Source organism: Desulfosarcina variabilis str. Montpellier (assembly GCF_048565275.1).
In the GTDB taxonomy this organism is placed as follows: domain Bacteria; phylum Desulfobacterota; class Desulfobacteria; order Desulfobacterales; family Desulfosarcinaceae; genus Desulfosarcina; species Desulfosarcina variabilis.
The window spans coordinates 9325654-9344816 of record NZ_CP159846.1; the positions used below are offsets into that span (position 1 = coordinate 9325654).

Genomic DNA, 19163 nt, shown 5'->3' on the forward strand with positions numbered 1-19163 from the left:
GATATCACCATTTTTAGTGTTGATGTCGTAAATCCTGAAACCGTTTGCCTTTGCCTTCAAAACGCGGTAGGTCGCCGTATTGCTGAAATTCCAGGATATAATTTAAATTGGTCTGCAAGCGCAGTTTGGCCAAAAGCGCCTTTCCGATTGCGTCTTCCTGGCTTTCGTATTCGGGCATCAATTCGACCTTTAAATGGATCTGATCCGCATCCCCCTTTTTAGAAAGGATAATCTGATACTCGTCACTGAGTTGATCAAATCCCCGCACCACTTCCTCTACGGCAGACGGCGCCCACAGGACGCCCTTGACCTTGGTGATATCGTCACAGCGGCCGATTATGCCGCCGTCCAAGCGCCGGAAGGTGCGTCCACATTCACACGGCTCGTCATTCCACTGAATGATGTCTTTGGCATCGAAACGAATACACGGCTGGGCCATTCGGTCCAGGGAGGTGGCCACCAGCCGCCCTTTCTTTCCCGGCTCGGTGATAATCTCACCGGTCTCCAGGTCTTCTATCTCAAAAAGAAAAAAAGCCTCGTTGACATGCAGACCGGCCTGATGATGGCATTCCCACCCCCAGTGACCGATCTCCGTACTGCCGCATTGATCGTAGACCTTGGCACCCCATAGTTCTTCCATACGCTTGCGGGTGGCGGGAATGCTGCCTCCCGGTTCACCGGCAACCGTAATTTTTTCGACCTTCAGGTCCTGGGCCGGATCGATGCCCATTTTGTCCCTTGCCACACGCCCCATGTTCAATACGTAGCTGACCGTAGCGGCCATGGCGTTGCTTTCCAGTTCCTGCATTTTCAGGATCCGTGCTTCCGTATTGAGCACCCCCCCGGGAATGACTTCCAGCCCAATCTTCTCGGCCGCATAGTGTGCGGCCCAGAATGCCACGAAAATATTATATCCAAAAGGCAGCAGCATGCGATCGGTGGGGCGGTAGGTTTGTGCCCACAGGGCATGGCTATAGCATTCGATGCCCCACTCCCAGTCCTGCCAGGTGTCGGCCTGATAGACCGGCTGGCCGGTAGTGCCGCTGGTCTGACGATAGGAACAGACTGCATCCTTGGACACGCATAGAATATCGCCGTACGGATAATTATCCTTACCGGGTCCCTGAACATTGCGCATCATGGATTTCTCAATTTTCGGTACCTTGTGGATATCATCAAATGTCTTGATATCCCCCGGTTCAATACCGGCATCGCTGTAAAGTTGACGATAAAAGGTTGAGTTTTCATAGGCCCACTTGAAAATACGCTGGAATTTCTTCAACTGCAAATCTTGCAGTTTTTCACGAGGCAGGGTTTCCAACAAGGGATTCCAGTAGCTGGAAGGGTCCATGCGTTTCCTCCTTAATTGTTTTTTTATCAGTATGCTATCGGCAGGTATGACTTAAGACAATATAGAGATTGCGCCAAATGTCAAAATCATAAATCTTATCCAATTCATAAGCGCAAGTTATCGATCGATCGAGAAAACCACTGATACGAATCACTGATAAGATTTTCTTATGGTTTTCATAACATTATTGAAATTGACAGTTTCCAGGTGAATTTTCCATTATCATGTACAACACCAGTAACATTTCGCCAATCATCGAAAATCGCTTATCGTTCGATGAAAACCGCTTTTTGCGGGAGTATCTCTCCCCGCCCTGGAAACATCCATCCGGCTTTTCCGGCCATCGGTGAGAAGTTGGAAAAGTCTGAAACCACATGCTGTCGGCAATGATCTAAATGTGTCAGATGTTTTACATACCACCCTATAACGGCACACAAGAAGGAGGTTGCAATGGAAGCCCAAAAGGACTTGGCAGAAGCCCAAAAAAAAGCAGAAAAGGTAAAACTGTTCGCCCATGACATTCACGGCGTGCTGACCCCCAACACATTTTATTGTGACGTCGAAGGTAATCGTCGCTATGGATTCTGGCACATGGATGGATTCGGAGATCTCTCCCTCATGGCCAATGGTATCCGTATCGCCTTCCTGGACGCGACTTCCGTGGATGAAGAAGGCTACTATCGCGCCAAGGAGCTCAAACTCGACAAATACTACTACAAAGTCGACGATAAGGTCGCAAAAATGGAAGAGTTGATAAGCGAATTGAGCCTTGAAGAAGATGAGATTGCCTATGTCGGTAGCGAAATAACCGACCTGTTGCCTATGAGTAAAGCCGGCTTTGCCATTGCAACGGCGGATGCCATCGATGAAGTAAAAGAAGCGGCGGACTATATCACCAGCGCCCCGGGCGGCAGAGGGCCGATCCGGGAATCATGTGAATTTATTTTAAGATCGATGGGCAAGTGGGATGGCTGGGTCGAGAAGGTTACCAAAATGGGATACAAATAAGCGAGTCAAGGGGGAATAAGCATGACTGTGACGGAAAAGGCGATCGAGCAGGCAAAACAAGTCAAATTCGTTATCCTGGATATCCACGGCATTCTGACTGACAACACTTTGTACTATACCAACGACGGCACCAAATCCGAATGTTTCTCACTGGTTGATCGCATCGGATGCAAAGCCCTGGTAGAGGGTGGGATCGGTGTCTCATTTTTAACCAGCAAAGTCTCTCGAGCCATGGATGTGGTCGGCGAGATTTATGATGTCCCGCCGGACAAACGGTGGGGAACCAGCGCCAAAATCGGCAAACTGGACGAGTTCGAACAGGAATCCGGGTTTTCGGACGAAGATTTCTGTTACGTCGGCGATGAAATGATCGATCTGGGGGTGATGCGGCGGGTCGGATTTCCGGTAGCACCGGCCAATGGCGCCGTGGAGGCCAAAGAAGTGGCATCCCTGATAACAAAATCGGATGGTGGCCAGGGAGTGGTCCGAGAACTGGCCGAGTTTATCCTCAAAGCCCAAGGTAAGTGGGAAACGGTGATCGAAAACCTGTCAAAATCCGGCCTGTCTTAGAAAGGAAGAAACATGTCCTACAACAGTCCAAAAGACAATCGAGCGTTTATCCAACAGCTAAAGGAGTCCGGAGACTTGGTCACAGTCAACCAGGAAGTCGACTGGGACCTTGAAATGGGAGCAATCGTAAGAAGAGTTTGTGAAAACCAGTTGGCGGCCCCTTACTTCAAAAAGATTACCGATTACCCCGGATTTGAGGCTTTTGGTGCGCCGATGGCAACGTATCGGAGACTGGCCATCGCCATGGGACTGGATGCGGCCACACCAATTCCTGAAATTGCAAATGCTTATGTCCAGCGGACCCAAGAAGCGCCGATTGACCCGGTAATCATTGATGCCAGCCAGGCGCCCTGCAAAGCCAACATCTTGACCGGCGACAACGCCAATCTTCTGCACCTGCCCGGCCCCATGGTTCATGATGGTGATGGCGGACGCTATCTGGCCACATGGCATTTTGTCGTGTCAAAGGACCCGGACACCCAGGCCGTCAACTGGGGTATGTATCGCATGATGGTGTTTGACGAAAAAACCATGGTGGGCCCGGTACTTCCGTTTTCGGATATGGGCAAAATGTTTTATGGCAAATATGTCCCCAAGAATGAACCCATGCCATTTGCTGCGGTACTGTCCGCCGATCCAATCTCGAGCCTGGCCGCCTGCGCCCCATCGCCGATTCCCGAGGATCAACTCGCCGGCATGTTGCGCGGTGAACCGGTAGAGCTGGTTAAATGTGAGACCTGTGATCTGTATGTCCCTGCGCATTCGGAAATCATCATCGAAGGAGAAGTCATTCCCAACATCATGATTGAAGAAGCCCCCTTTGGGGAATACACCGGCTATCGCACATCACCGCGAGAGCCACGAACAGTTTATCGGGTTAAAACCATTACCTACCGCGACGACCCGATTATGATGGTATCCAATATGGGCATACCAACCGACGAAGGCCAGCTGTTGCGCTCATTCTCGCTCGGGTTGGAAATGCACAAGCTGCTTGAAAGCCAGGGTATCCCGATTACCGGGGTCTACATGCTGCCCGAATCAACCCACCATCTTGTGGTGGTTGGCGTGAAACCGGCTTACACCGGTATTGCCTCACAGATCGCCAACCTGATCTTTGGAAGCAAATTGAGTCCCTGGTTTCACATGGTCGTCGTCGTTGATGAAAAGACCGACATCTATAGCAAAGATGAACTGATCCATGCATTATCCACAAAATGCCATCCAACCAGAGGAATTCATATTTATGAAAATCAGGTCGGAACACCGCTCAATCCTTATGCATCACCAGCAGAACGAAAGATGAGTCAAGGCGCTAAGGTGTTGTTCGACTGCCTATTCCCACTGGACTGGCCCGCCTCAGACCTGCCGCTCAAAGTCGCTTTCAGTACCAACTACCCACCACAGATCAAGGAAAAAGTGCTGAGCAACTGGGAAAACTATGGATATGCAAAATAAAAAAAGAAAAAAACGGACGACTTGAAGAAACCAATCATTTTAACAGGAGTTTTTCATGAGCTACAACAGTCCCAAGGACAACCGGGAGTTCATCGCTCGGTTAAAGGAAAGTAAAGATCTGATCACCGTCGACCAGGAAGTCGATTGGGATCTTGAGTTGGGTGCGATTGTCAGAAGGGTCTGCGAGAATCAACTGCCTGCCCCTCATTTTAAAAAAATTACTGATTATCCGGGATTCGAGGCTTTCGGCGGTCCCTTGTCCACCTATCGGCGGCTGGCCGTAGCCATGGGCATGAGCCCGGATTCCTCAATTCCGGAAATCGCCGATGAGTATGTACGGCGGACCAAAGAGACGCCGATCGATCCGGTAATGGTCGATGCCAAGGATGCCCCCTGCAAGCAGAACATCCTGGTGGGAGACGATGCCAATCTGTTCCACCTGCCCGGACCGATGGTCCATGAAGGTGACGGTGGCCGTTACCTGGCAACCTGGCATTTCGTAGTCGCCAAAGACCCGGATACGCGGGAAATCAACTGGGGTATGTACCGCATTATGGTTTTTGATGAGAAGACCATGGTTGGCCCGGTATTACCGTTTTCCGATATGGGCAAGATGTTTCACGGCAAACATGTGCCCCGCAACGAACCCATGCCCTTTGCCGTCGTTCTTGCCGCCGATCCGCTGTCAAGCATTGCCTCATGCGCGCCGTCACCAATTCCCGAGGATCAGCTTGCCGGGATGCTGCGCGGAGAGCCGGTGGAACTGGTCAAGTGCGAAACCTGCGACCTGGAAGTTCCGGCCCACGCTGAAATTATCATTGAAGGCGAGATTATTCCCAACGTCAGCATTCTTGAGGCCCCATTTGGCGAATACACGGGGTATCGCACCTCCCCGCGGGATGGCCGAACCGTTTACCGGATCAAGGCGATCACGCATCGCAACAATCCCATTATCATGGTGAGCAATCCGGGCATACCAACAGATGAGAACCAGCTTTTGCGTTCTTTTTCCCTTGGGCTGGAGATGCGCAAACTGCTCGAAAGCCAGGGCATACCGATCACAGGTGTGTTCATGTTGCCGGAATCGACCCACCATTTGGTGGTAGTGGGTGTCAAGCCGGCCTATACCGGTATTGCCCGCCAGATCGCCAACCTGGCTTTCGGCAGCAAACTGGGTCCCTGGTTTCATATGCTCGTCGTTGTGGATGATAAAACGGACATTTACAGCAAGGATGAAGTTATTCATGCCCTGTCCACGAAATGTCATCCGATTCGTGGCATTCACAAATATGAAAATGATGTGGGAACCCCCCTGAACCCCTATGCCTCTCCCGAGGAACGCAAAATGAGTGTTGGCGCCAAGGTCCTGTTCGACTGCCTTTTCCCGCTGGATTGGCCGACATCGGACCTGCCCCTCAAAGTCGCCTTTGCCACCAACTACCCGAAGGAAATACAAGAAAAGGTTCTCAATAACTGGGAAAACTACGGATACGACAAATAAGGAGGTAGTACTATGGCCAGAGAATATGACACGTTTATTTTGGATGATCCGGCAACGATTCCCGAGGACCAGGAGATGGAGTTGGTTGTCCGCGAACTCACGCCCGATGACCGCCGATACAAATACCGATCTTTTTATGCCATTGCCAAGATATCCAAATCGGAATCCACTTATACGGATCGTCTTCAGGTCCGACTCGGTCGGGGGCAGTTGCTTGAAGATCGCTGGTCCATTGAACTGATCAAGGAAATTAACAAATTTCAATAGAGGAGATGGTATGACACGGGCTATTGGCGGACTTCAGGAGTTTGTGGAAGAGCTTGAAAAAATAGGCGATGTCAGGCGGATTAGTGAACCCGTCGATCCTCAGTTCGAAGCGGCGGCCATTTTAACCCGCCTGGACCGTCAGGCGGGACCGGCCATTTTTTTCGAACGTGTCAACGGACACAGCATGCCGATTATCGGCAATCTGCTGGCAGCACCACGACGTCTGGCTTATGCCCTGTGTATGACCGAAGAAATGCTTCGCAAGGGTCAGTTGCCACCCAACCATGACCAGTTGATCGACCCGGTTCTTGTCGACGGGAATACGCAGCGAAGGGTCATTACGGCAGACAATGGCTTTGATATTCGTGATCATTTACCGGCATTAACCCATTATCGCCGCGATTCTGCGCCGTTTATTACCTGTGGCGTGGCCTCGGCGCGAGACCCCCAGGATGGTGGTCTGCGCCGGGGCCTTCACCGGGTAGAGATACGGGGAGCGAAAGAACTGGGAATATCCCTTGTCAATCCGCCATTGGCAGGAGTCTATGAGGCCCATAAGAAAGCGGGGTCACCAATGGAAATTGCCATCGCCATCGGTGTTGACCCCGCCATTCTTCTCTCCTCAGTTTTCAAATGCCCGCCGAACATGGACAAATTATGTGCAGCCGGCGGGTTGATCGGAACCCCCATCCACCTGATGCATGCGCATACGGTGGACCTTGAAATACCGGCACAGGCCGAGGTCGTCATCGAAGGGGTGATCGATCCACGGGTGACCGAGGAAAAAGGGGTTCTCGGAGAAGTCAGCGGGTATTACCTGGCCTTCTCAAGCCCGAGTATTACCATTACCGCTGTTACCGTGCGCGATCGACCGCATTTCCAGGCACTCCTTCCCCAGGGAAATGAGGTCGATCAGATTCTCACGTTTATTCACGGACTCAATGTCATCCCCAAAATGAAGACGTTCTTTCCGTCCATCCTTGATCTTCATTTTACGCCCGGTACCTTTGGCTCTCACCTGGTAATGGCCATGGACAGCGATAAGCAAGGGGAAGCCAGGCAGGCGCTTACGATGGCCCTGTCGATGCAGGCGATCAAAAAGGCCGTAATTGTCAATGGCGACGTCGACATCCGGGATCCGTTGGCCGTGGAATGGGCGCTGGCGACGCGCTTCCAGGCAGACAAGGACCTGATCGTGATACCTGGACTTGGTGGCCAGGTTCTCGATCCATCTGCCAACCAGGATTATACGACCACCAAAATCGGTATGGACGCCACCCATCCGCATCGGGACGGATTCGAGAAAATTGATTTCCCAAAGGACGCAAGGAAATCGGCCATGAACATTGAAATAGCAACCACAAAGGGGGTCAAATGAAGAGATTAGTCATTGGGATGTCAGGTGCTACTGGGGCAATTTACGGCATTCGTCTGCTGGAAGCCCTGGCCGACACGGATATTGAAGCCCACCTGGTTATATCCGATGCCGCGCGTAGAACCATCACCATGGAAACCACCTGGTCGGTCGATGATGTCCTGGCCCTCGCGCATACCTGTTATGACATCCGGGACATTGGCGCCAACATCTCCAGCGGCTCCTTTCTGGTTGAGGGCATGGTGGTCATTCCCTGTGCCATGAAAACACTTTCCGGTATTGCTCACTCCTACAATGATAATCTTCTGGTTCGGGCAGCGGATGTCAATTTGAAGGAACGACGCAAGCTGGTTGTGGTGGCCAGGGAAACGCCGTTTCACAAAGGGCATCTGAATCTGATGATGCAGCTATCCGATCTTGGTGCAACCATTCTTCCACCGGTTCCTGCGTTTTACTGCCTACCACAAACGCTTGACGACATCATCAATCACCTGGTGGGCAAGGTGTTGGATATGTTCCACATCGAGAATCGGATGTTCCAACGCTGGGGAAGCACAAAGTTAAATCGCGCCATAAAGATGCTGCAGGCCTAACCAATGAATCATAATCCTGCAAGATTAAACACGGTCCTTCAAAAAATGGGATCCGTGGGGCAACGCAAACGGGAGCATCTGAAGATCTGCATCGAAAAAAATGTTTCCTTTAAAAAAACAAATGGTTTTGAGCATTATGAGTTCGAGCATCGGGCGCTGCCGGAACTTGGAATTGATGACATTGACACATCGACCACATTTTTGGGGAAAGCGCTTAGACTGCCGTTTCTCATCGAGGCCATGACCGGTGGCTGCCCGGGTACCGGAAGGATTAATCGCAACCTTGCCCGGGCGGCCGAAACACTTGGCATCGCAATGGGTGTTGGATCACAACGCGCGATGCTCAATCACCCGGAATTGATTCAAACGTACCAGGTAAGACGCGTCGCGCCCTCCATATTACTCTTCGGAAATATTGGCGCGACCCAGCTGACCGGCTTATCTCCCGATGCCGTTCATGCCCTCATCCGCCAGATTGAGGCTGACGGTCTGGTTGTCCATCTCAACGCGGCCCAGGAGTTATGCCAGCCTGAAGGCGACAAGGATTGGCGGAACATCGTCATTCAAATCAAAAGACTCTGCAAAATCCTTGACGCCCCGGTCATTGTGAAAGAAACCGGATGCGGTATCGCCGGCAAGATCGCCCGTTTGTTAGCCCCTGCTGGCATAAAGGCCCTGGATGTAGCCGGGGCCGGTGGAACTGCTTTCACCAGAGTCGAATACTATCGTGGGGCGCCTTTGGCAAAAGCGTTCTTCGAATGGGGTATTCCGACAGCCGAATCGCTAAAACAGTGCAAAGATGCGGTGGACATTCCACTGATTGCCTCAGGTGGAATTCGCACAGGTCTCGACTGCGCAAAAGCCATTGCCATGGGCGCATCCCTGGCTGGCTTCGCCTTGCCGCTGCTGCAGCCGGCCCTTACATCTCATCAAGCGGTCATCGATAAAATCAAATTTATAGAAGAAGAGTTCAGGATGGCAATGCTGTTAGTTGGAGCAGCGAATATTCAGCAGCTGGCTGCAACACCTATAGTAATATAACACAAAATTATAGGTCCCATAATTTTAATCGCTTTGACAAGCGGTTATGTTGCCAGTAAATAGTATTTTGATGAGTAAATACAATACAAACTGTCCCATTTATATCAAGCAGGTTCCCAGCACTACAAATGGTGTGTTCTGGGTGAGTTTCGAAAATCATCCCCAACTGAAAAAAACCAGGGCGAACATCTATGGTAGATGTCTGCCCTGCATTACTAATCTTTTTGAGCAGTTAAAAACGGGCAGTACGACCGTTGACCTGGGCAACGCCTACCACTGTTGGAAGATAACGACCGTTCTGGACAGCCTGGACACATGCTTTGAATTGCTGGAGAAAGTTTCAGCACACCCTTTTGACGGCTGTTTGATCGGCAAGCTTGGCAATGGGCGGCCGGCTGCCAATACCCGGGTAGTAGTTTTTCATACCCAGGATGAAGAGCAAAGAGAACGGATTCGACAGATCGTCGGCTTGTGCCTGTCTGACATGAAGATCAATACAAAGCCGGTCATCTCTCGCGCCTGTGAAGTTCTCTATGCACCATTGTTCGGTGACTGGCGGAAGTGGCAGCCAACGTCACCGATTCTTTATCCACAACGAATTGAAAAACATATCGCCTATCTCAAAAAGGTCCTGTATCAAAGTGCGCTTTGACATAAAAACGCCTTTTGGAAAGGTTCTTTTGAATTTATGGTTAAAGTGGTAACAAATATCGAGGCGATGATGTTTGATCTGGATGGCACGCTAATCGACTCCATCCCCGCCTATTTTGATTTGCTGCAATCGATTTTTGATACGCTGGGGCTGCCTCAACCGGAGATACCGCTAAAAAAAGCGTTCATCGGCCGCGGCCCCGTCGTATTTGAGCAAATGATCCCCGAACAAAACGATCTGGACCGAGATACTGTCATCCAACAATGTTTCGAGGTCGGCAGGCGACTTTCCCGGGATATGTTTCGCAACAAAGTTCGCCTTTTTCCGGGCGTTAAAGCGCTTTTTGAAATGCTAAAACAACAGGGCATATCGATTGGCATTGTCAGTACGACCGAGCGACAATTTATCGAACGCAAAATGCAGCCCCTTACCAATGAAGGGATACGAAAGGCTGTGGAAGTAATTATTGCCATCGAGGATGCACCGCAACGCAAACCGGCGCCGGACCCCTTGCTCGAGTGTGCCAGGCGCCTTTCGGTTGCCCCTCAAAAATGTGTATATGTGGGAGATTCCGACGTTGATATTCTTGCTGGCAAATCGGCTGGCATGCAGACCATTGGCGTGCTTAGCGGACTGGCTGACAGGCAGACCTTCCACAAGGAGCAACCGACACTGGTTGTTGAAAGTGTTAACGACATTTGGCGTCATCTGGCCCCTCAAACTGAAAATCCAAAAAAGCGTGGAGAAAATACGCATGAACCAGAATAAAGCGACCGATAAACCGATCCGGTCCATATCCGGCATTGTTCAAAGCGGAGTTGGCAAGGGGTGCTTTTTTACTTCAGTCGATTGGGTGGTCCGGCAATGCAAAGACAAATTGGGCTATACCCCTTTTCCGGGGACGCTCAATGTCAGGGTTTGCGATGAAGATCTGCCCAGGTTGAACCAATTTTTAGAGAAAACAGATGCGGCCTTTGTGCCCAATGATACATCTTTTTGCTCAGCACCAGTAAAAAAAATCGAGGTTGATGGAATCTCAGCTGCGATTGTTCTGCCATCGGAAGATGTCCGTGTCCACGATCACTGTATTTTAGAAATTATTTCTGCTTGCAGTTTCAAGCAGTCATTAGGTCTCAGAGATGGTGATCAGGTCGAGCTGACGACCATGCCGGGGAAATCACAACGGTAAACAGGAGCGTAAAATGAATATTCACGAAGAGGTATACGAATTTGCCGCATCAGCCGGTGCACTCGAAGGATACGTATTCGAAAAAGGCCAACTGGAATCTGCGCATTTTGACAACTGGATCGGCAATCTGAAAAAGCAATATTCTCATCTGCCTAAAGATGTGCGTAGCCACTTTCAAGGTTCCCTCAACAGAACGCTGGGCAGAGCGGTCCAATCACTGATTGCCTGCATTGGGGCTGATCATGATCATGTAAGAACGCTTAAATCCATGATCAAAGGCGATCTTCCCATATCGGCCCACGATTTCGATGTGGAAAAAGAATCCAAAAAGCAGCGCTTTGCCAACTGATAACAGCATTGCACTTTAAAATTGAATTTCAGTACGAAATCCAAAACGAATTGAATTATCCAGATAATATGCCCGTTGCGGAGCAAAGCAATACAGTTTTACCCGAAACCGTTTGCTGAAACCGACGAGATCAAGGGACTGACCGTCTTCAAAAAAATCACGGGTAAATGGAAATTTTTTGATATAAGCGCGGAGAGCTTGAACGGCGGTGATGCCCGGGCGCACCGATTTGATGCGTCCTGCCATCTGAAGCCCTCGAATCCCTTGCCATGTATTCGAAGATGCGTGAATAGCGGCAGCGACCGGCCGATCGGCCTGTGACTGGGTGATATGCAATGATTCCGGATCTGAGAAAAAGAAAAAGGCATTTTTGTAAAAGACAAAGTACACGGGTGCTGCCCACACGCTCTCGGCATCCGATGTCGCCAGTGTCAGCGTGCTGAGCTCTTCGATAAGACTGAGGGCCTGTTCTTTGTATTCTTTTTCGACAGGTGGTGTTGCGTTCATCACTTTTCTCAAATGCGCTGCAGTGAGTACTTATACCAAATAAAATCTGAGTTTCGATGCCGTCCCACCGCAAGGAATCATCCTTGCGGTGGGATATATTTAACTAACCGTAATTTTATTTACTAGTCAAGCCCCATCTCACTCCACCGGGATTTAAGGCGCTGCAGCACCTCTTCATTCATATGTACGATGGGTGGTTTACGCTCCCACTCAAAGGGGAACGTGGCATCCATGACAATCCTGGAGGTGATAAATTTATTCTCGTCTTCGCTAAGGGCCGGATCCAGAGGCGTTGAGCGTCCGCGTTTGATGATCTGCGTTCCTTTTTCGGGATGGTATCGTGTTGCCAGTGCCCACCATACCCGCGGCAGATCATCGGCATCGATGTCATCATCGACAATAATCAACCCTTTGAGTCCGTATGTGCAGGTATTGCTGGCGATCACTGCCGCCGCAACCTGGTTGGAGTGCCCGGGATACATCTGCTTGACTGACACGATGGCCCAGAAACGGCCACAGGCCTCAGGCGGCATGTAAACCGATTTCACCCCACGGATACCCATACGGGTCAACTCTGTCCACAATGTGGCGTTGCGCACGAAGGCCAGCATCATGTGATTGTCGTTAACTGGCCGCCCCACCGACGCGCACATCATGATTGGATTGTTGCGATGGTAAATGCGTTTTACATCGATGGCCGGCTTTTCGATCGTTTTGTAAAGCTCGTCCGTGTAATACCCCGTGTACTCGCCAAAGGGTCCTTCGGCCCTAAGATTATCACCGTCAATATACCCTTCTAAAACCAATTCAGCCGAAGCCGGGATCGGAAGTCCGGTGAGTTCGGCGGTTACCGTTTCCACCGGTTCACCCCGCAATGTGCCGACAACATCATACTCACTGGCATTTTCGACCATCGCACTGCCGGCGAGCATCAGCAGGGGATCACAGCCGACGACCAGGCAAATGGGCATTTTCTTCCCCGCCTTACGATACTTCTGCAGAATTCTGTCTCCGCGTTTTCCCTTCAGGATTTGCGCGCCGACGGTCTTTTCATCCAAAACCTGGCTTCGGTATGTTCCCAGGTTGATTTCATCCGTATCCGGGTCGCGGGTCACCATGAAACAGGCCGTCCCGATATAACGGCCACCGTCCTGTTCATAAAAACGGGGTGCAGGAAAATCGAAGATGTTGACGTCATCTTCTTCGATAATATTTTCGAATACCGGGCCGCTCTTCACGTCTTGGGACCGAATGACTTCCCCGATGGACATTTCCATCCAGGCCTTGCTTAACTCGCACATGGTTAAATCAGCCGGCTTCCCCAAGCACATCGACATTCGTTTCGTACTACTGTAGGCGCCAAAAAAAACCGGGCTGTTATGGCCTTTCACGTTTTCGAACAGAACCGCGCGGCCGTCTTTTTCTTCTATCAGCTTTGCGATGTGCGTCATCTCAAGGTCCCAATCCACCTCTGCCGTTACCCGTTTCAAGTCTCCTTCATTCTCACAAAGAGCGATGAAATCCCTTAAATCCATACGATACCTCCTCTTCTTGCGCTTGCGTTATAGTGAAGGCGGTCCCCTCCCATAGATACAGAAAAGAACCAATTATCAGCGTATTCAACGAGCGATCACGATTGTTTTGTATTCATTGTTAATAATAAGAGAAATCACTATAATGATTTTTAAATCATTTTTCGCCAATAGCAAAACACAGTGAAAGATATGATCGGTCATCAGACCCTACAGAAAAGTCCCGGGCTAAAAGCAGCACTTTTGTGCAATGGTAAGTGCTTTTATAATAATAGATTATAGCCCTGCCAGAGTCTTAGTAAGAATGTATTTAGATTAGACGAGGCACCCGTTTTCATCTTCCATTAAAGCAAGCTTTCTATAAATCGGAGGGTCTGTCAAAATCATAATTCTTATGGAATCCATAATGGAAGATTATAAATACCCCGAGGCATCATCGGGATCCGTTCCAGGTCCTTTTTTAGATCTCTCTAATAAAACTCTCAGCGTACAAAAGCAGAACCTCTTGATGCGAATCACCGGCTGGATATTCGGCGGGGAGATTGGATGCGGATTGACGATAACCACAAAAAAGGGAACCCGAGGCGAGGCCCCCTGGATAGCATCTACCGATTATTGAGGATTTGATACGGGGGTGCAAACACTGCCATCGGCCCGGAAGGCATTTTAGAGATCACGCCGAATCGTTTTGAGCGGCTCAGATTCCGAAATGAACATAACCATACAGATCGGTATGGATGGGTTTGACCTTGGTTTCTCTTTTCGCGAGAAGACTCCGGATGCCGTTGATGGGCAGACTTCTCTCGCATAACTCATCCAACATTTGGATAAAAGCCTTGGCCGGCGGAGAGAGGGGTTCGTTCTTTAAGCGAGCGATACAGGCATCAATGTAGACCTTTTTTCCTTTTATGGCGACCGTCATCAGTTTTCGCTGCGCCAGCTCTTCTTGAACCGCTTCACGGACCAAAAAAGATATACCGCTTCCTTTTATTACCTGTTCTTTTATAAATTCTGAGTTGGCTGTTTCCATTAAAATATTTGGAGGGCAGCCTTCCCTTTCAAACAGTTCTGTCACGTACTTTCTGGTTCCCGAGCCGGGCTCATTTAGAATTAAGGGTTCTTTTGCCAATTCGTCGACTGTAACCGATACTCTGGAGGTGAAAGGATGCGAGGGACTTATAATCGGAATTAACTCTTCTTTGGAGAATGGTGAAAAAGAAATGTTAGGATCATCCAAAACCTTCGTCCCAATGGCAATTTCGTTTGTCAAATCCAGCAGGGATTGAATAACTTCTTTTGAGCTGCCTTCATTCAGGCAGATTCTGATCATTGGATATTTACGCCTGAAGGATTCAGCCAGCATGGGCATCAATAAACGGACATAGGTTTTGGTGGTGCCAATACGCAATACACCTTGCTTTAATTGTTTAAAATCATCAAGTAACCCTTCGATTTCTTTTTCATGCTCAAAGATCTTGCAAACGCGCATGTAAAGTACGTGCCCTGTATCGGTTAATTGAATTCCCCGTCCCTTTTTCTTGAAAAACTTGAGCTCACACCAGTTTTCAAAAAGTTTCATCTGGGCGGTAACGGCCGGTTGTGAAACACAAAGCTCTTTGGCTGCTTTAGTAAAACTAAGATTTTTGGCGACACAGTAGAAGATACGGAGATGGTTGAGATTTAACATAGATTTAGCGCCTCCACCCGGAATGCCGTTTTCATTTGTTCCCGACAGCGATTATGCCAACTGAGATATAGTATATATGGATTCTCTATTTATTTTCTCCATCTGATTACCAAGCCTTAGTTTACCAAATCAATCACACTTATAACGTCATTCATTAAATAATCACTTATCAATATTTTTTGTAACCTTGATTGTCAACACAATTTTGTTCATTGGCGCATGATTCGACACCTTTCACCAGGTGCCATATCAAAACCAATAATGGCTCAAATGAAACATGACGACCCTGATCCCTTTCCTTTAGCGCATCGCACTCAGCCGACCGCGTACAGGTTTGCCTAAGTTACATGCGGGTCAAAAATGATCGTAATTAGGGATGTCGAGATGACATTGAGTGAAAGGTCACCGATCGGCAGAGATGGCAGCCAATGGATGAATCGTTTACCGTCCGGCCCAAAGCGGATCGATTTCCTGCCTGGAAAGAGTGTCGGCACGAAGAGAGATACTGAAACCGGGAGGTAGAAAAATCTCATCGTGATATAAGGCGCAGCGCTCCAGGCCGGGCCATACCAGACCGACCTGAAGCAAAGCAAAAACAGGGTCATCTATCGGAACATGGCAATCCTTTCCGTGGACGACCGGGATTCAACACGCGAATCCGACGCAGATACTGGGGGCTGAAAGGCATTGTTGAACAGCTTTCTATTTTTTGCGGGTGACCTCCATGGTGATCAGCACATCCACATCCTTTCCGACCACACCCATATCATAGAACTTACCGCCCCCGACATGATAGGCCAGGCGATCGATGGTCATTTTGGCCTCAAACCCGGCAACTTCGGATTTTTTGTCAAATGGATGGTCGGAAACCCCAAGCAGGGTAAAGGGAACCGAGACGGATTGGGTCACGTCCTTGACCGTCATCCTGCCCTCGACTACATACTGGTTGTCCTTGACGTGCTTGACCGCCGAACTCTTGAAGGTCATCTTGGGATATTTACCGGAATCGAAAAAATCACCCGAGTTAAGATGACTGTCCCGCTTGCTATTACCTGTGTTGATGCTTTTTACGTCCACTTCAAAATCAAAACGGCTGCCGGCCAGGTCATCGGGTGCGAACACCACCGTTCCTTTAAAATCTTCGAAATATCCCCGCGTCGCAGAGTAGATATGATTGACGCTAAAGTAAATGGCCGTATGGGCCGGGTCCACTTCCCACTGCGGTGCCTTTGCATAAACCTGGGTGGAAAACAGCAGTACAAAAAGAAAAAGCGCAGATCGTTTCAGGATTGTTTTCATACCATGCCTCCTCTCGTCAGCATCATAAAAAGCGTTACAGCTGTCCAAAGACTCGCTCAATAACCGAAAATCTCGGTATGAATGAAGCGCGAGGGAAAGCCGAGTGCTTTCAGGTCAGTCGTTATTTGTTTCATCATCAAAGGCGGGCCACATACAAATACAGCCGCCTTTCGATTGTGATCACGGATCATGGTTTCAAGCCGGCGCCGGTCCATTCGGCCGGCGTTTGAATTGCTATCCGTGTTACGCGTAAACATAGGAATGAGACGCAGCCCTGTCAATTTTGCCGACAGAATATCCATTTCATCGGCAAACACCATGTGCTGTGGGGTACGGTTGCTCCAGATCAGCGTAATACGACGCGGATCATTCTTGTCGGCCATGTATCGCAGCATACTGAGCATGGGGGTGATACCGATGCCGCCGGCAATCATGATCAGTTCCCGGTCCGGGGAAAGAAAAAGGTGCCCGAACCGGCCAAAGGGCCCCTGCACCAGGGCCCTGTCTCCGGATTGCAGACGGTTCACCCCTCGGGTCCAATCACCGCAGGCCCGGATGGTGAACTGCAGGTCCGCGCCTCGGCTGGGGGAAGATGAAAGGGTAAAGGGATGCGGCTCCGACGACAGTTGCGGTGATTTAAAACGGACAATGGCAAACTGTCCGGGAACATAGGCAAACGGTTTGTCGGATAGGGGGGATAGCGTCACTGTGATGGCATCTGCGGCACCTGTCTCAACCCGGGTCACCTGGTATGGCCGGCGACTCGCCCGAATCCAACCGCTTCTGACCCATAACCAGGCTAGTGCCAAAATCGTTGCGGCAACCATCACTGCCAGACGGGGAATAAGGTTGTCGGTAAACGATTCGCTGACGTAAAGTACATGGGCAATCAACAGTACCAGGATCAACAGGCCACCAAAGCGATGCAATGGCGCCCACACATGAAAGGCCAGGCCCATGCGCTTGCGCCAATAGCTGGCGACCAGCACAAGTAAAATCATGATCAACAGGCCCCCCCCCACCCATTCCGGCCAGTAGCGAATTTCCCAGGGAATCAACCATTTTTTCTCGGAGTAAAGCACAAAAGCCGGATGGGCCAGGGCCAACGCTGCTATCGCCCAGGCATGCATACGATGCTGCCGGATCAGACCGGGCATGGAAAACACCCGGTCAAGAAACTTGAACCGCCCGGCCAGGGGAAGCTGCAGCAAAATCAGCACCCCTGCCGCCAGCCCCAACATCTTGCCCACCCGCAGGCTCGTCTTGTCCATGCCGAATTTGTACCACATGGATGGGGATTCAAAAAGATATGGAACCGTCAGCGCAGCGGCCAAAAGCAAAACCGCAAGCAGAATGATTGCGATCGCCACTGTAGCGCGGATATTGGCTGGAAGAATTTTGGCTGATATTGAATTCATCACTTCTGCTTATTGCCTAGTGGTCAATAATTCAAATAACTGGATGCCATCTGCCAAATAAGCAGGCGTTGATTACTCCTCAATTGCAATTCCATTTTCAGCGCACCACGCTTTGAGTGCCGCCTTTTGCCGCTCATCTTCAAACTTGTACCATTGATCAAGCAGACCTTTCTCAAACAAAAGATCTTTATATCGCGAATATGCCCCTGGATGCCGGAAATGTGAATAGACCCGATCAAGCTCTTCTGGTAAAAATTCTGAAACGAATTCGATTACGAGATTTCTGCCAAGATCAAGATCATTTTTATGTGGGATTGAAATATACTTGGGGTCATCAATATCATCTGGAAATTCATCTATACCAGCAAGCTCAGAAGCATAAAATAGCTGCCCGGTTTCTGTACAAAGACAGGCATTAGACATAAACTCCTGGTCCATGCTTACAAACATAAATGCATTTTCGATATCATCAAATTTTATCGTTGTCATTTAACGGTCCCTTTATAAACGGTCGCTTGTGGCTAAATTGATACCCAACCCAACAAACAATGCGCCAAGGCCGCGATCCATCCAGCGCGATACTTTCGTGTTTTTGCTGAGATAGGTGGTTAACCGACCACCAACCAGAATCAACGGAGGCTCAACAAAAGCAGCAACGACGATAATAAGGAAGCCATGAATGAACAATTGGGCGTTGGCAGGCCCCCTTCCCGCTTCCACGAATTGCGGCAGGAATGCAAGAAAAAAAACGGCAACTTTCGGATTTAATACGGCGACCAGTACACCTTGTTTGAAAATTTTCATCATTCCCTTTGGAGAGGCCTGACCATTAATTGATATACTGGAACCTTTGGACCGTAGGGCCTGTATGCCCAGCCAGATGAGATAGGCCGCGCCGATCCATTTCACTGTTGAAAATGCGACAGCAGAAGTAGCCAAAATAGCAGACAACCCCAGCGCCGCAAAAAGGACATGAATAAATGCACCGGTCCATATCCCAAACATTGCTGAGAATCCTGACTGCACGCCTCTTTTAGCGGTTTGGCCAAGGATGAAAGCCATATCCGGCCCCGGAGACAGGTTTAATAAAGCGGCGGCGGTAAAAAATGTAGCCCAATGGGCAATAGAATATTCAAACATTTTTAACTCCTTAATAAAAAAATATTATCATCCTAAAACACAACACAAAGGGTGTTGTCCATAAAAAATTAATCTCCCCTGATAAAAGGGACGCTTTACGACAAAATTTTTTTCACGCCTTGATCTTACGGCCAAAGTTGCCTATTTCTGGACAAACGTTAACTAGTGCCCATCCAGAAATGTCACCATTTCTGGATGAACACTAACTAATTGGGTTCGCGCAAAA

At 49.5% G+C, this 19163-nt stretch carries 20 protein-coding genes; 12 read left to right on the forward strand and 8 right to left on the reverse strand.

Going from position 1 to position 19163, the window contains the following annotated elements; translation table 11 throughout:
- Positions 1-13 precede the first annotated feature (13 nt).
- On the reverse strand, positions 14-1351 hold the full coding sequence (locus Dvar_RS41840; protein WP_419659402.1) for a phenylacetate--CoA ligase family protein: 1338 nt from the start codon (positions 1349-1351) through the stop codon (positions 14-16).
- Between the two features lie 450 nt (positions 1352-1801).
- Here Dvar_RS41840 and Dvar_RS41845 point away from each other — a divergent pair, with 450 nt between their 5' ends.
- The 12 genes from Dvar_RS41845 to Dvar_RS41900 all read left to right on the forward strand — a co-directional run bounded on the left by Dvar_RS41845 (position 1802) and on the right by Dvar_RS41900 (position 11354).
- Positions 1802-2359, forward strand: a complete 558-nt coding sequence (locus tag Dvar_RS41845) for a KdsC family phosphatase (RefSeq protein WP_419659403.1) — start codon at positions 1802-1804, stop codon at positions 2357-2359.
- A 21-nt stretch (positions 2360-2380) separates the two neighbouring features.
- Positions 2381-2929 (forward strand): KdsC family phosphatase, encoded by a 549-nt coding sequence (locus Dvar_RS41850; protein ID WP_419659404.1) that lies wholly within the window; start codon positions 2381-2383, stop codon positions 2927-2929.
- Positions 2930-2941: 12 nt separating this feature from the next.
- Entirely contained in the window at positions 2942-4387 is a 1446-nt protein-coding gene (gene ppcA / locus Dvar_RS41855; protein ID WP_419659405.1) for a phenylphosphate carboxylase subunit alpha, read from the forward strand.
- A 55-nt stretch (positions 4388-4442) separates the two neighbouring features.
- Entirely contained in the window at positions 4443-5888 is a 1446-nt protein-coding gene (gene ppcA, locus Dvar_RS41860; RefSeq protein WP_419659406.1) for a phenylphosphate carboxylase subunit alpha, read from the forward strand.
- Positions 5889-5900: 12 nt separating this feature from the next.
- The gene (locus Dvar_RS41865) at positions 5901-6155 is read left to right on the forward strand and encodes a phenylphosphate carboxylase subunit gamma (protein WP_419659407.1); all 255 of its coding nucleotides are present in this window, start codon (positions 5901-5903) and stop codon (positions 6153-6155) included.
- Between the two features lie 10 nt (positions 6156-6165).
- Positions 6166-7533: a UbiD family decarboxylase gene (locus tag Dvar_RS41870; RefSeq protein WP_419659408.1), complete on the forward strand. Its 1368-nt coding sequence runs from the start codon at positions 6166-6168 to the stop codon at positions 7531-7533.
- Positions 7530-8123: a UbiX family flavin prenyltransferase gene (locus Dvar_RS41875; RefSeq protein WP_419659409.1), complete on the forward strand. Its 594-nt coding sequence runs from the start codon at positions 7530-7532 to the stop codon at positions 8121-8123. Before Dvar_RS41870 ends, Dvar_RS41875 begins: the two co-directional genes overlap by 4 nt.
- 3 nt (positions 8124-8126) lie before the next feature.
- The gene (gene fni / locus Dvar_RS41880; protein ID WP_419659410.1) at positions 8127-9164 is read left to right on the forward strand and encodes a type 2 isopentenyl-diphosphate Delta-isomerase; all 1038 of its coding nucleotides are present in this window, start codon (positions 8127-8129) and stop codon (positions 9162-9164) included.
- Positions 9165-9306: 142 nt separating this feature from the next.
- Entirely contained in the window at positions 9307-9816 is a 510-nt protein-coding gene (locus Dvar_RS41885; protein WP_419659411.1) for a hypothetical protein, read from the forward strand.
- Between the two features lie 36 nt (positions 9817-9852).
- On the forward strand, positions 9853-10584 hold the full coding sequence (locus tag Dvar_RS41890; RefSeq protein WP_419659412.1) for an HAD family hydrolase: 732 nt from the start codon (positions 9853-9855) through the stop codon (positions 10582-10584).
- Positions 10571-11005 (forward strand): DUF120 domain-containing protein, encoded by a 435-nt coding sequence (locus Dvar_RS41895; RefSeq protein ID WP_419659413.1) that lies wholly within the window; start codon positions 10571-10573, stop codon positions 11003-11005. The genes Dvar_RS41890 and Dvar_RS41895 overlap by 14 nt, the downstream gene beginning before the upstream one ends.
- A gap of 13 nt (positions 11006-11018) precedes the next feature.
- Positions 11019-11354 carry a hypothetical protein gene (locus Dvar_RS41900; protein ID WP_419659414.1) on the forward strand — a complete coding sequence of 112 codons (336 nt, stop codon included), beginning with the start codon at positions 11019-11021 and terminating at the stop codon, positions 11352-11354.
- A gap of 15 nt (positions 11355-11369) precedes the next feature.
- Here the strand turns inward: Dvar_RS41900 and Dvar_RS41905 are convergent, their stop codons facing one another.
- From Dvar_RS41905 to Dvar_RS41935, 7 genes are all read right to left on the reverse strand, one after another.
- The gene (locus Dvar_RS41905; protein ID WP_419659415.1) at positions 11370-11873 is read right to left on the reverse strand and encodes a hypothetical protein; all 504 of its coding nucleotides are present in this window, start codon (positions 11871-11873) and stop codon (positions 11370-11372) included.
- A 110-nt stretch (positions 11874-11983) separates the two neighbouring features.
- Positions 11984-13396: a phenylphosphate carboxylase subunit beta gene (gene ppcB / locus Dvar_RS41910; RefSeq protein WP_419659416.1), complete on the reverse strand. Its 1413-nt coding sequence runs from the start codon at positions 13394-13396 to the stop codon at positions 11984-11986.
- A 694-nt stretch (positions 13397-14090) separates the two neighbouring features.
- Positions 14091-15080 carry a LysR substrate-binding domain-containing protein gene (locus tag Dvar_RS41915; RefSeq protein WP_419659417.1) on the reverse strand — a complete coding sequence of 330 codons (990 nt, stop codon included), beginning with the start codon at positions 15078-15080 and terminating at the stop codon, positions 14091-14093.
- A gap of 702 nt (positions 15081-15782) precedes the next feature.
- A complete protein-coding gene (locus tag Dvar_RS41920; RefSeq protein WP_419659418.1) occupies positions 15783-16379 on the reverse strand; it encodes a YceI family protein in 597 nt (198 codons plus the stop codon).
- A gap of 56 nt (positions 16380-16435) precedes the next feature.
- The gene (locus Dvar_RS41925) at positions 16436-17797 is read right to left on the reverse strand and encodes a ferric reductase-like transmembrane domain-containing protein (protein ID WP_419659419.1); all 1362 of its coding nucleotides are present in this window, start codon (positions 17795-17797) and stop codon (positions 16436-16438) included.
- 72 nt (positions 17798-17869) lie between these two features.
- Positions 17870-18286 (reverse strand): hypothetical protein, encoded by a 417-nt coding sequence (locus tag Dvar_RS41930; protein WP_419659420.1) that lies wholly within the window; start codon positions 18284-18286, stop codon positions 17870-17872.
- A 12-nt stretch (positions 18287-18298) separates the two neighbouring features.
- Positions 18299-18937 (reverse strand): LysE family translocator, encoded by a 639-nt coding sequence (locus Dvar_RS41935; protein ID WP_419659421.1) that lies wholly within the window; start codon positions 18935-18937, stop codon positions 18299-18301.
- Positions 18938-19163: the final 226 nt, after the last annotated feature.